Here is a 12775-nt window from a genome sequence, read left to right as displayed (position 1 = left end):
ATATATTCCGCAGAACGGAACTCGAAAAGAATGCAGAGGCGGGAATCGAGGAACCCCCCTACGATCCGCCCATGATCATCGATGCCGTCCGCAACAACGCCGAGTGGTGCCAGGCCATGTGCCACGCCCACGGACACCCCGGCACCTTCGGGTCCCGCGCCTGGACCAACGAGCGCCGCACCCCGCTCTACTACCCGGACGCCGTGACGCTGACCGAGGACGCGACTGCGGCGGACGTCCTCGCGGGCATCGACCGCACCACCTCCGGAGCCTCCGTCAAGGACAGCTTCGCCCGCCTCGACCTGGCCGCCGAGGGCTTCCGGCTCCTCTTCGAGGCGAGCTGGATCCACCGGCCCGCGGGCCTCCCGGCTCCCGCCGCCCCCGGCGACTGGCGCCCGGTCCGCACCCCGGAGGAACTCGCCGCCTGGGCCCTCGCGTGGAGCGGCGACGACGCCGACGACGCCGCGCTCTTCCGCCCCGGACTCCTCGCCGACCCGGCAACGACGATCGTCGCGGGATACGCCGCCGACGGCCGGATCCTCGGCGGCGCGGTGCTCAGCGCGAGCGCCCGGGTCACCGGCGTCTCCAACCTCTTCGCCACGGGGGACACCGACCCGTCCGTCACCTGGGCGGGCGCCCTCGCCGCCGCCCCGGCCGACCGCCCCGTCGTCGGCTACGAGTCCGGCGGCGACCTGCCCCCCGCACTCGCCGCCGGCTTCGAGGAGATCGGCCCGCTGCGGGTCTGGCTGGGCGCCTGACACCCACCGGGGGCCGCCCGTGAGGTCACGGCAAACAGTCGTGACCCCCACGCAACGGGCAGGCAACGTAGCGCCCTCAGGATCGGTGCATGACGGAGCCGGACAGCACGTTCGACAGCGCACCCGAGTGGCTCGGCGGCATCGCCGAGCAGCTCGGGGCGCGGCTCAGCCACCTCCCCCTCCTGAGGACGCGCCCGCCCATGAACGCACCCGCCCTCGCCCCGCAGGCGCCCGGCGCCCCCACCCTCGTCGCCGTCGGCCACGGCAGCCGCGACCCCCGTGCCCGGGCCACCCTGAGCCTGCTCCTCGACCGGGTCCGCGAGCTGCGCCCCGGGCTCGACGCGCGCCTCGCCCACATCGAGCTGAACGCGCCGCTCCTCGACGACACCCTGGCCGGCATAGCCGCCGAGGGCCGGGACGCCGTCCTCGTACCCCTGCTCTTCGCGCCCGGCCACCACGTCACCCACGACCTGCCCGTCGCCGTCGCCGCCGCGCCCGGCCTCCGGGCCCGCGTCGCCGAACCGCTCGGCGCACACCCGCTCCTCGTCGAGGCCCTCGCCGACCGGCTCGCGGAGGCCGGCTGGACCCCCGAGGACCGGGCCTCCCGCGCCACCGGCGTCGTCCTCGCCTCCGCCGGCTCCCGCGACCCCCGGTCCGGCGCCGAGATCCGCCGGATCGCCGCCCTCCTCGGCGAACGCCTCGGCGGAGTGCCCGTCGTCCCCGCGTACGCCTCCGCCGCCGCGCCCACCGTCCCCGAGGCCGTCCGGGCCCTCGCCGCCCGGGGCCGCCACCGGGTCGCCGTCGCCTCCTGCTTCACCGCCCCCGGCCTCTTCGCGACCCGCGCCGCCGCCCACGCCCCCTGGATCGCCGCCGCCCCGCTCGGCGCCCACCCGGCCCTCGCCCGACTCGTCCTGCACCGCTACGACCGCGCCCTGAGCGGCGTCGGCACCACCCGCGCGCGGGAACTCGCCGTCATCTGAGCTCTTCTGTCGGTCCCTCCGGTTACCTTCGACGCATGGAAGGCATCGAGGACACCGCAGACATCACGGGGACCCCCGGCTACGACTCCGCCGCGACCGAGCGCTGGGCCGCCGAACCCGACAAGCGCCCCGGCCGCACCGCCTTCCAGCGCGACCGCGCCCGCGTGCTGCACTCCGCCTCGCTGCGCAGGCTCGCCGGCAAGACCCAGGTCGTCACCCCCGGCACCCGCAGCCACGCCTGGGACGCCAGCCCCCGCACCCGGCTCACCCACTCCCTGGAGTGCGCCCAGGTCGGCCGCGAGCTCGGCGCCGCCCTCGGCTGCGACCCCGACCTCGTCGAGGCCGCCTGCCTCTCCCACGACATGGGCCACCCGCCCTTCGGGCACAACGGCGAGCAGGCGCTCAACGACGTCGCCAAGGACTGCGGCGGCTTCGAGGGCAACGCCCAGTCGCTCCGCCTCCTCACCCGTATCGAGCCCAAGCGCTTCGTGAAGGACCCGGAGGGCGAACTCGTCAGCGTCGGACTGAACCTCACCCGCGCCGCCCTCGATGCCGCCACCAAGTACCCCTGGCCGCGCGGCGGCCACCCCGACGACCCCGGCTCGCCCAAGTTCGGCGTGTACGAGGACGACCTGCCCGTCTTCGCGTGGATCCGGGAAGGCGCCCCCGCCCACCGCAAGTGCTTCGAGGCCCAGGTCATGGACTGGTCCGACGACGTCGCCTACTCCGTCCACGACTTCGAGGACGGCCTGCACGCCGGGCACATCGACCCCAACATGCTGCTCTCCGAGCCCGAGCGCGCCGACATCTGGTCCGTCGCCATCGGGCGCTACGTCCCCGAGGACACCGACCCCCAGGAGCTCGCCGAAGCCCTCGACCGGCTCGTCGACCAGGAGTGGTGGCCCCACGGCTACGACGGCTCGGCCGTCGCCCAGGCCCGCCTCAAGGACGCCACCAGCCAGCTCATCGGCCGCTTCTGCCTCGCCGCCGAGGGCGCCACCCGCCAGGCATGGGGATCGGGCCGCCTCACCCGGTACGGCGCCGAGCTCGTCGTCCCCCGCGAGGCGCGCAACGAATGCGCCGTCCTCAAGGCCGTCGCCGACCGGTACGTGATGCAGCGCGCCGAACAGGAGGTGCTCCGCGCCGACCAGCGCGTCGTCGTCGCCGAACTCGCCGAGGCCCTCGTCGTCCGCGCCCCCGACGGCCTCGAACCGCAGTTCCGGGCCGCGTTCGACGCCGCCCGGAACGACCGCTCCCGCAAGCGCGTCATCGTCGACCAGATCGCCTCCCTCACCGACGCCTCCGCCCGCGCCCTCCACCGCTACCTCCGCCCGCACCACGCCTAGGGCCTATCCGACGCCAATTGTCAGACAGGCCCTATGGGGCGTCTTGCCGATCAGGCCGGGGTCGCGGCCGGGGGAGTCAGGTCCTCTTCCCTCCCCTCCCTCCATGCGGGACGCTCGCATGCACGCCCCGAGGCGGAACGGCCGGACGAACGCCCGGGGGCGTAGGTTGGAACCGGTCGCAACGAGGAGGAAACGACGTGGTCGACGCAGATCAGACCTTTGTCATCGTCGGCGGGGGGCTGGCAGGGGCCAAGGCGGCGGAGACACTGCGCTCCGAGGGGTTCAACGGCCGGGTGATCCTCATCGGCGACGAACGCGACCACCCCTACGAGCGCCCACCCCTCTCCAAGGGCTACCTCACCGGCGCCAAGGAACGCGACAGCGTCTTCGTCCACGAGGCCGCCTGGTACGCGCGGAACGACATCGAGCTCCACCTCGGCCAGTCCGTCACCGCCGTCGACCGCGAGGCCCGCACCGTGCGCCTCGGCGACGGCACCGTCATCCGCTACGACAAGCTGCTCCTCGCCACCGGCGCCGAGCCGCGACGCCTCGACATCCCCGGCACCGAACTCGCCGGCGTCCACCACCTGCGCCGGCTCGCCCACGCCGACCGGCTCCGCCAGGTCCTCGCGACCCTCGGCCGGGACAACGGCCACCTGGTGATCGCCGGCGGCGGCTGGATCGGCCTGGAGGTCGCCGCCGCGGCCCGCGGCTACGGCGCCGAGGTCACCGTCGTCGAGTCCGACCCCACCCCGCTCCACCGCGTCCTCGGCCCCGAGCTCGGCCAGCTCTTCGCCGACCTCCACGCCGACCACGGCGTCCGCTTCCACTTCGGCGCCCGGCTCACCGAGATCGTCGGCCAGGACGGCATGGTCCTCGCCGTCCGCACCGACGACGGCGAGGAGCACCCGGCGCACGCCGTGCTCGCCGCGATCGGCGCCGCCCCCCGTACCGCCCTCGCCGAGAACTCCGGGCTCGCCCTCGTCGACCGGGCCGACGGCGGCGGCATCGCCGTCGACGCGTCCCTGCGCACCTCCGACCCCGACATCCACGCCGCCGGCGACGTGGCCGCCGCCCACCACCCGCTGCTCCACACCCGGCTCCGGGTCGAGCACTGGGCCAACGCCCTCAACGGCGGCCCGGCCGCCGCCCGCGCCATGCTCGGGCAGACCGTCTCCTACGACCGGGTGCCCTACTTCTTCTCCGACCAGTACGACCTGGGCATGGAGTACTCCGGCTGGGCGCCCCCGGGCACGTACGACCAGGTCGTGGTCCGCGGCGACACCGGCAAGCGCGAGTTCATCGCCTTCTGGCTCAAGGAGGGCCGGGTCCTCGCGGGCATGAACGTGAACGTGTGGGACGTCACAGAGCCGATCCAGCGGCTCATCCGCTCCCGTACGGCCGTGGACCCGGACGCCCTCGCCGACCCCTCCGTCCCCCTGGAGAGCCTGGTCCCGTAACCCGTCCGTCCCCGGCCCCGGCACTTCCCGGAAGGCGACCCCCGGACCCCCGTACACTTCATGCGTGGCAGGCAGGATCAACGATGACGACGTGAAGGCGGTCCGGGACGCGGTCCCGATCGACGCCGTCGTGTCCGAGTACCTCCAGCTACGCAACGCGGGCGGCGGAAACCTCAAGGGGCTCTGCCCCTTCCACGACGAGAAGTCGCCTTCCTTCCAGGTCAGCCCCAGCAAGGGACTCTTCCACTGCTTCGGCTGCCAGGAAGGCGGCGACACCTTCGCCTTCGTGATGAAGATCGACCACCTCTCCTTCTCGGAGACGGTCGAGCGCCTCGCCGCCAAGGCGGGCATCACCCTGCGGTACGAGGAAGGCGGCTACAACCCCGGCCACCAGCGCGGGGAGCGCATCCGCCTGGTCGAGGCGCACAAGGTCGCCACCCAGTTCTACATCGATCAACTCGACTCGCCCGAAGCCGAGATCGGCCGAAAGTTCCTCGCCGAGCGCGGCTTCGACCAGGCCGCCGCCGCGCACTTCGGCGTCGGCTACTCCCCGGCCGGCTGGGACCACCTCACCCGCTTCCTGCGCGGCAAGGGCTTCTCCGACAAGGAACTGATCCTCTCCGGCCTCTCCCAGGACGGCCGCCGCGGCCCCATCGACCGCTTCCGCGGCCGCCTCATGTGGCCGATCAGGGACGTCGGCGGCGAGGTCGTCGGCTTCGGCGCGCGCAAGCTCCGCGACGACGACAACGGCCCCAAGTACCTCAACACGCCCGAGACGCCGATCTACAAGAAGTCCCAGGTGCTGTACGGCATCGACCTGGCCAAGAAGGACATCGCCAAGGTCAGCCGGGCCGTCGTCGTCGAGGGCTACACCGACGTCATGGCCTGCCACCTCGCCGGCGTCACCACCGCCATCGCGACCTGCGGCACCGCCTTCGGCGGCGACCACATCAAGATCCTCCGCCGCCTCCTCATGGACAACGGCTCGGCCCGCGTCATCTTCACCTTCGACGGCGACGCCGCCGGCCAGAAGGCCGCCCTGCGCGCCTTCGAGGACGACCAGAAGTTCGCCGCCGAGACCTACATCGCGATCGCCCCCGACGGCATGGACCCCTGCGAGCTGCGGCTCGCCAAGGGCGACCAGGCCGTCGCCGAACTCACCGAGCCGCGCACCCCGCTCTTCGAGTTCGCCCTGCGCCAGATCGTGAACCGGTACGACCTGGAGACCCCGGCGGGCCAGGCCGCCGGCCTCGACGAGGCCGCCCCGGTCGTCGCGAAGATCAAGAACCTCGCCGTGCAGCACAGGGTCGCCGTCCAGCTCGCCGGCCTGGTCGGCATCCTCGACACCCAGTTCGTCGTCCACCGGGTCGCCCAGCTCGCCCGCTGGCAGCGCGGCGGAGGCGGCGGCAAGGCCCCGGAGCAGCAGCGGTCCCGGCAGCGCACCTACGACACCCCGGCCCCGTCGGCCGGGCCCGCCGGCCCCGCGCTCAACCTGCGCAGCCCCGCCCACCGCACCGAGCGCGAACTCCTCAAGCTCGCCCTCCAGCGCCCCGAACTGGTCTCCCCGGCCTTCGACGCGTACGGCATCGACGAGTTCACCGCCCCGCCCTACGCGGCCGTCCGCCAGTGCGTCCAGGACGCGGGCGGCGCCACCGGAGCCCCCTCCGACTACCTCTCCGCCGTCCGCGAGGCCGCGCCCAACGACAGCGTCCGCGCCCTCGTCACGGAACTCGCCGTCGAGGCGATCTTCGCCAAGTCCGTCGACGAGGCGTACGCGGGCGACCAGCTCGTCACCGTCCGGCTGCGGGCCGTCGACCGCCGCATCCGCGACGTCCAGGGCACCCTGGCCCGGCTCGGCGCCCACGGCGACCCGGAGCAGCACGCCGCCGTGCAGAACGAACTGTGGGTGCTCACCCAGTACGGGCAGTCCCTGCGGAACAACGGCGCTGCGGCGCTCTGACGCGCCCGTCATCCACGCTGGGTCACCCGGCGGATCCAAAAAGTCACCGCACGCCCCTCGTGGCGGCGATGTGTCGTACCCCACACTGGGTGACGGTGCCGTCCCGTTGCCGTAGCGCCCCCCGAACCGGCAGCGATCACCCGCCCTGGAGGTCGCCCCCCGTGCAGACCCAGACCGAGTCCGTGTCCCAGGAACCGTCACAGCCCGCCACCGAGCCCGACCTCGACGAGGAGCCCGAGGTCCCGGTCCAGCGGCGGCGCGCCGATCCCGGTGGCGGCGGGCCCTCCTCCGACCTCTTCCGGCAGTACCTGCGCGAGATCGGACGCATCCCGCTGCTGAGCGCCGAGGAGGAGGTCGACCTCGCCCGCCGGGTCGAGGCCGGGCTCTTCGCCGAGGAGAAGCTCACCAACACCCCCGACCTGGACAGCCGGTTGGCGGGCGACCTGGACCGGCTCGTCGTCCTCGGCCGGATCGCCAAACGCAGGCTCATCGAGGCCAACCTCCGCCTCGTCGTCTCCGTCGCCAAGCGGTACATCGGCCGCGGCCTCACCATGCTCGACCTCGTCCAGGAGGGGAACCTCGGCCTCATCCGGGCCGTCGAGAAGTTCGACTACGCGCGCGGCTACAAGTTCTCCACGTACGCGACCTGGTGGATCCGCCAGGCGATGTCCCGGGCCCTCGCCGACCAGGCCCGGACCATCCGCGTCCCCGTGCACGTCGTCGAGCTCATCAACCGGGTCATCCGCGTCCAGCGCCGGATGCTCCAGGAGCGCGGCTACGAACCCACCGCCGAGGAGGTCGCCGCCCAGCTGGACCTGGCCCCCGAGCGGGTCGGCGAGGTCCTCCGCCTCGCCCAGGAACCGGTCTCCCTGCACGCCCCCGTCGGCGAGGAGGACGACGTCGCCCTCGGCGACCTCATCGAGGACGGCGACGCCGCCTCACCCGTCGAGTCCGCCGCCTTCCTACTGCTCCGCCGCCACCTGGAGGACGTGCTCTCCACCCTCGGCGAGCGGGAACGGAAGGTCGTCCAGCTCCGCTACGGCCTCGACGACGGCAGGCCCCGCACCCTGGAGGAGATAGGACGCATCTTCGGCGTGACGCGCGAACGCATCCGCCAGATCGAGTCCAAGACCCTCGGCAAACTGCGGGACCACGCCTACTCCGACCAGCTGCGGGGCTATCTGGACTAGGACCTGTCCGGGTCGACCTCCCCGACGGTCAGCGTCCACGGGCCCGCCGCGAAGTAGCGCAGCACCAGCGGGCCCGCCGAGAGCGGAACCGACCGCCGCATCCTTCCGTTGCTGGTGAACAGCAGCCGGTCGTCGCTCGGCACGCTCGTGCGGCCCTTCACCTCGTACGTGGAGAGGCTGGCGTAGCCGCCCTCGATCTCGGTCGTGCCGAAGAAGTCGACCCGCAGGTCGGCCACCCCGCCGGTGTACAGGAGCGCCTCGGCGCCGTAGCCGTGCAGGACGTTCTCGATGCGGCGGGCCGCCGCGACCGGCTTCACCCGCAGCACCCACCGGCCCGTGGCGGTGATCCGGAAGCGCAGGGGACGGTCGCTCGGGGCCTGCAGGATCTTGCTGCCCCGGTGGTCGGGCAGCGCGGAGGCGAAGAGGAAGTCCTCGTCCTTGTTCCTCTTGTTGAGCGGAAAGAGGGAGACGTACCCCTCTCCCTCGTGCGCCAGCTCGACGAGGACGGGACCCGACGGCGACGGGTCGACGGTGATCACCTGGTGGCCGTGGCCCTCGGCGGTGAAGGGCTCGAAGACCTCGCCGAACTCCCAGCCCTCGACCAGGTGGTAGGGCCGTTCCAACGGCGGGAAGAGCCCCGGCACGTACCCGCCGGGTGCCGGTACCTGTCCCGGCACCTTCACCACGCCGGTCAGCCGCACCGGCCCCAGGACCGGCACCCGCTCGTCCTCGGTGACCTCGACCCCGTACGCCGTGACGAGGCCCGCCAGTCCGGCGCCGTACCCCTCCCCGACACCGTCGAACTTCCAGCCGCCGGCCTCCCGGTAGAAGACACCGACCGCGACGGCGGGCATGTCCGGCGCTTCCGACGGCGCGTACGAGAGCACGGTCGAACCGTCCGGTGCGACCGCGTCGAGCACCGGGGGCTCTCCGAAGCCGCCGTGCCGGCTCCACCCCGCGACCACGATCCGCTCGATCGCGGGCTCGACCTCGTTCAGGTCGAGGTCGAGGCCGATATCCGACGGGCCGAGCCGCACCGCCCCCGACGGGTGCGAGGGCTGCCCATCGAAGACCAGATCCGCGTCGCCGCGGACCCGCCCGGACCCGTCGAGGAGTAGCGCTGCGGCCTCCGCGCCCGGTATCCGCACCCGGAGGGCGACCGACGGCACCCAGTACCCCTTGTTCTTCACCAAATGACCCATGCCGCACATCATGCGACACGGGCCATCAGGAGTCGATCACTTCCCGGAACGCAAGGTGACCGCAGGTCAGTCCACTTCGACGACCGCCTGGGCGAACTGCGCCGCGTACAATCGGGCATAGGCCCCGCCGGACGCCAACAGCTCCTCATGGGTGCCCTGTTCGACGATCGAGCCGCTCTCCATCACCAGGATCACGTCCGCGTCCCGGATCGTGGAGAGCCGGTGCGCGATGACGAACGAGGTGCGCCCGTCGGCCAGTCGGGCCATCGCCTTCTGGATGAGCACCTCGGTGCGGGTGTCGACCGAGCTGGTGGCCTCGTCGAGGACGAGGATCACCGGGTCGGACAGGAACGCCCGCGCGATGGTGATCAGCTGCTTCTCGCCCGCGCTGACCCCGGCCCCGTCGTCGTCGATGACCGTGTCGTAGCCGTCGGGCAGGGTGCGGATGAACCGGTCGGCGTGCGCGGCCCGTGCCGCCTCCTCGACCTCCGCCCGGGTGACCTCGCGCGTGGCGCCGTACGCGATGTTGTCGGCGATGGTCCCGCCGAACAGCCACGTGTCCTGGAGGACCATGCCGACGCCCTTGCGCAGGTCCTCGCGGGACATCTTCGCGACGTCGACGCCGTCCAGGGTGATCCGGCCGCCCGTGACCTCGTAGAACCGCATGAGGAGGTTCACGAGGGTCGTCTTGCCCGCTCCCGTCGGGCCGACGATCGCGACCGTCTGGCCCGGCTCCACGGTGAGCGACAGGTCCTCGATGAGCGGCTTGTCCTTCTCGTACCGGAAGGAGACGCCCTCCAGGGCGACCTTGCCCTTGAGGTCCGCCGGGTGCTCGCTCGTCGGCGCGTCCGGCTCCTGCTCCTCGGCGTCGAGGAGCTCGAAGACCCGCTCCGCCGAGGCCACGCCCGACTGCACCAGGTTCGCCATCGACGCGACCTGCGTCAGCGGCATCGAGAACTGGCGCGAGTACTGGATGAAGGCCTGCACGTCACCGATGGAGAGCGTGCCGCTCGCCACCCGCAGACCGCCGACCACGGCCACCAGGACGTAGTTGATGTTCGAGACGAAGAACATCACCGGCTGCATCACGCCGCTGTTGAACTGCGCCTTGAACCCGGCCTCGTAGAGGGCCTCGTTCTGCTCGGCGAAGTCCCGCGCGGACTCCTCCTGCCGGCCGAAGACCTTCACCAGGGTGTGCCCGGTGTACATCTCCTCCACGTGCGCGTTCAGCGTGCCCGTGGACTTCCACTGCTGCACGAAGTGCGGCTGCGAGCGCTTGCCGATCTTCGCCGCGACGAAGACCGAGACCGGCACCGTCACCAGCGCCACCAGGGCGAGCAGCGGCGAGATCCAGAACATCATCGCGAGGACGCCGACGATCGTGAGCAGCGAGTTGACCAGCTGGCCCATCGACTGCTGGAGGGTCTGCGAGATGTTGTCGATGTCGTTGGTCGCCCGGGACAGGACCTCGCCGCGCTTCGCCTTGTCGAAGTACGACAGCGGCAGCCGCGCCAGCTTCGTCTGGACGTCCTCCCGCATCCGGAAGACCGTCCGGTTGATCACCTTGATCGACATACGGGTGGAGACCAGCATCAGCAGGCCCGCCGCCACGTAGATCGCGAGGACCCAGAGCAGGACCTCGCCGACCGCGCCGAAGTCGATGCCCTGCCCCGGGGTGAAGTCGACCCCCGAGAGCATGTCCGCCTTGCCGGAGTCGCCCGTCGCGCGGAGTCCCTCGATGACCTCCGCCTTCGTACCGCCCTCGAACTCCCGCCCGATGACGCCCGCGAAGACCAGGTCGGTCGCCTTGCCGAGGATCTTCGGCCCGACCACGGAGGCCGCCACCGACAGCACGCCCGCGATCAGCATCACCCAGAGCGTGGCGCGCTCGGGCGCGAGCTGCTTCAGCAGCCGTCTGCCCGAGCCCTTGAAGTCCATCGACCGCTGGTCGGGGCCGCCACCGGCCATCATGCGTCCGCCAGGACCGGCCATCAGGCTGCCTCCGCCTCGGTCAGCTGGGAGAGCACGATCTCCCGGTACGTCTCGTTCTCCACCATCAGCTCCTGGTGCCGGCCCGTGCCGACGACCCGGCCCTCGTCGAGGACGATGATCCGGTCGGCGTCCCGGATGGTCGCCACCCGCTGGGCGACGATCACCACGGTCGAGTCGGCCGTCTCCCGCCGGAGCGCCTCGCGCAGCAGCGCGTCGGTCTCGTAGTCCAGGGCGGAGAAGGAGTCGTCGAAGAGGTAGATCTCCGGCTTCCGCACCAGCGTCCGCGCGATGGCGAGCCGCTGCCGCTGACCGCCGGAGACGTTCGTGCCGCCCTGCGCGATCGGGGCGTTCAGCCCGTTCTCGAGGGCTCGGACGAAGTCGGCGGCCTGGGCGACCTCCAGGGCGTGCCAGAGCTCCTCGTCGGTCGCGTCGGGCTTCCCGTACCGCAGGTTCGTCGCCACCGTCCCGGAGAACAGGTACGGCTTCTGCGGGACGAGACTCACGGTCCTCGCCATCAGCGCGGGGTCGAGCTTCCGCACGTCGACGCCGTCGACGAGGACCTCGCCCCCGGTGGCGTCGAAGAGGCGGGGGACGAGCCCGAGGAGCGTCGACTTGCCGCTGCCGGTGGACCCGATGATCGCGGTCGTCTCCCCGGGCCGGGCGACGAGCCCGACGTCCTTGAGGACCGACTCCTCCGCGCCCGGGTACCGGAAGTCCGCGCTCCTGACCTCCAGGTGCCCGCGCCGGTCGAGGGTCGTCACCGGCTCGGCCGGCGGGACGACGCTGGACTCGGTCGCGAGGACCTCCTCGATGCGCTCGGCGCACACCTCGGCGCGCGGCACCATCATGAACATGAAGGTGGCCATCATGACGGCCATCACGATCTGCATCAGATAGGCGAGGAAGGCGGTCAGCGCGCCGATCTCCATCCCGCCGCTGTCGATGCGGTGCGCGCCGAACCAGACGACGGCGACGCTGGAGACGTTCACGACGGTCATGACGACCGGGAACATCAGCGCCATCAGCCGGCCGGTCGACATCGACACGTCGGTCAGGTCGGCGTTGGCCCGGCGGAACCGCTCCTCCTCGTACCCGTCCTTCACGAAGGCGCGGATGACGCGGTTGCCGGTGATCTGCTCGCGCAGCACCCGGTTCACCGTGTCGAGGCGCTCCTGCATGGTCCGGAAGAGCGGCCGCATCCGCCGGACGATCAGGGTGACGGAGACGCCGAGGACCGGCACGACCGCGAGCAGCACGGCCGACAGCGGCACGTCCTGGCCGAGCGCCATCACGATGCCGCCGACACACATGATCGGTGCGGAGACCATCAGGGTGAACGCCATCAGGACCAGCATCTGGACCTGCTGCACGTCATTGGTCGTACGGGTGATCAGCGAGGGCGCGCCGAAGTGGCCGAGCTCCCGCGCGGAGAAGGACTGCACCCGGTCGAAGATCGCCCCGCGGATGTCCCGGCCCAGCGCGGACGCCGTCCGTGCGCCGTAGTAGACGGCGCCGATGTTGCAGACGACCTGCACGACGGAGACGCCGACCATCAGGGCGCCGAAGCGCAGGATGTAGCCGGTGTCGCCGTTCACGACACCGTTGTCGATGATGTCCGCGTTCAGCGTCGGCAGGTAGAGGCTCGCGCAGGTCTGCAGGAACTGCAGCAGGACGAGCAGCGCGATGGGTTTTCGGTAGGGCCGCAGGTGGGTTCGGAGAAGTCTTATGAGCACGGGTCCTACTATCGCCCGCACCCCTGTGGGAGACGACTCGGTTTTCGGGGTGCGGGGCGAGCCCTGGCGAAGACTTTACGAAGCGCGGGTTTAGGCGGGGTGTCTTGCCGATCAGGCGGGGCTCGGCCTGATCGGCAAGACACCCCCTGGCGGG

General features: G+C 71.9%; 9 protein-coding genes. 6 read left to right on the top strand and 3 right to left on the bottom strand.

Features of this window, described 5'->3' with window-relative positions:
• Positions 1-71: 71 nt before the first annotated feature.
• From OG580_RS11150 to OG580_RS11125, 6 genes are all read left to right on the top strand, one after another.
• Positions 72-758: a hypothetical protein gene (locus OG580_RS11150; RefSeq protein ID WP_267043500.1), complete on the top strand. Its 687-nt coding sequence runs from the start codon at positions 72-74 to the stop codon at positions 756-758.
• Positions 759-958: 200 nt separating this feature from the next.
• The gene (locus OG580_RS11145; RefSeq protein WP_267047968.1) at positions 959-1738 is read left to right on the top strand and encodes a sirohydrochlorin chelatase; all 780 of its coding nucleotides are present in this window, start codon (positions 959-961) and stop codon (positions 1736-1738) included.
• A gap of 35 nt (positions 1739-1773) precedes the next feature.
• On the top strand, positions 1774-3084 hold the full coding sequence (locus OG580_RS11140) for a deoxyguanosinetriphosphate triphosphohydrolase (RefSeq protein ID WP_267043499.1): 1311 nt from the start codon (positions 1774-1776) through the stop codon (positions 3082-3084).
• A gap of 197 nt (positions 3085-3281) precedes the next feature.
• The gene (locus OG580_RS11135; protein ID WP_267043498.1) at positions 3282-4544 is read left to right on the top strand and encodes an NAD(P)/FAD-dependent oxidoreductase; all 1263 of its coding nucleotides are present in this window, start codon (positions 3282-3284) and stop codon (positions 4542-4544) included.
• A gap of 64 nt (positions 4545-4608) precedes the next feature.
• A complete protein-coding gene (gene dnaG, locus OG580_RS11130; protein ID WP_267043497.1) occupies positions 4609-6504 on the top strand; it encodes a DNA primase in 1896 nt (631 codons plus the stop codon).
• 68 nt (positions 6505-6572) lie between these two features.
• Positions 6573-7694, top strand: coding sequence for an RNA polymerase sigma factor (locus OG580_RS11125; protein ID WP_267043496.1), 1122 nt, complete (start codon positions 6573-6575; stop codon positions 7692-7694).
• Here OG580_RS11125 and OG580_RS11120 read toward each other — a convergent pair.
• The 3 genes from OG580_RS11120 to OG580_RS11110 all read right to left on the bottom strand — a co-directional run bounded on the left by OG580_RS11120 (position 7691) and on the right by OG580_RS11110 (position 12621).
• Positions 7691-8896: a TerD family protein gene (locus OG580_RS11120; protein WP_267043495.1), complete on the bottom strand. Its 1206-nt coding sequence runs from the start codon at positions 8894-8896 to the stop codon at positions 7691-7693. The genes OG580_RS11125 and OG580_RS11120 overlap by 4 nt on opposite strands.
• A gap of 66 nt (positions 8897-8962) precedes the next feature.
• Positions 8963-10888 (bottom strand): ABC transporter ATP-binding protein, encoded by a 1926-nt coding sequence (locus OG580_RS11115; RefSeq protein WP_267043494.1) that lies wholly within the window; start codon positions 10886-10888, stop codon positions 8963-8965.
• Positions 10888-12621, bottom strand: coding sequence for an ABC transporter ATP-binding protein (locus OG580_RS11110; protein ID WP_267043493.1), 1734 nt, complete (start codon positions 12619-12621; stop codon positions 10888-10890). The genes OG580_RS11115 and OG580_RS11110 overlap by 1 nt, the downstream gene beginning before the upstream one ends.
• Positions 12622-12775 lie beyond the last annotated feature (154 nt).

It is taken from the genome of Streptomyces sp. NBC_00094, assembly GCF_026343125.1.
GTDB lineage: Bacteria > Actinomycetota > Actinomycetes > Streptomycetales > Streptomycetaceae > Streptomyces.
The sequence above is the reverse complement of the archived record's forward strand: the minus strand, read 5'-3'. Positions and strand labels throughout refer to the sequence as shown.

What these genes read in the sequence shown, in the direction of transcription:
- OG580_RS11150 (WP_267043500.1), top strand. Translation starts at nt 72, where the DNA reads ATGATCATCGATGCCGTCCGCAACAACGCCGAGTGGTGCCAGGCCATG.
- OG580_RS11145 (WP_267047968.1), top strand. Translation starts at nt 959, where the DNA reads ATGAACGCACCCGCCCTCGCCCCGCAGGCGCCCGGCGCCCCCACCCTC.
- OG580_RS11140 (WP_267043499.1), top strand. Translation starts at nt 1,774, where the DNA reads ATGGAAGGCATCGAGGACACCGCAGACATCACGGGGACCCCCGGCTAC.
- OG580_RS11125 (WP_267043496.1), top strand. Translation starts at nt 6,573, where the DNA reads ATGTGTCGTACCCCACACTGGGTGACGGTGCCGTCCCGTTGCCGTAGC.
- OG580_RS11120 (WP_267043495.1), bottom strand. Translation starts at nt 8,896, where the DNA reads ATGGGTCATTTGGTGAAGAACAAGGGGTACTGGGTGCCGTCGGTCGCC.
- OG580_RS11115 (WP_267043494.1), bottom strand. Translation starts at nt 10,888, where the DNA reads ATGGCCGGTCCTGGCGGACGCATGATGGCCGGTGGCGGCCCCGACCAG.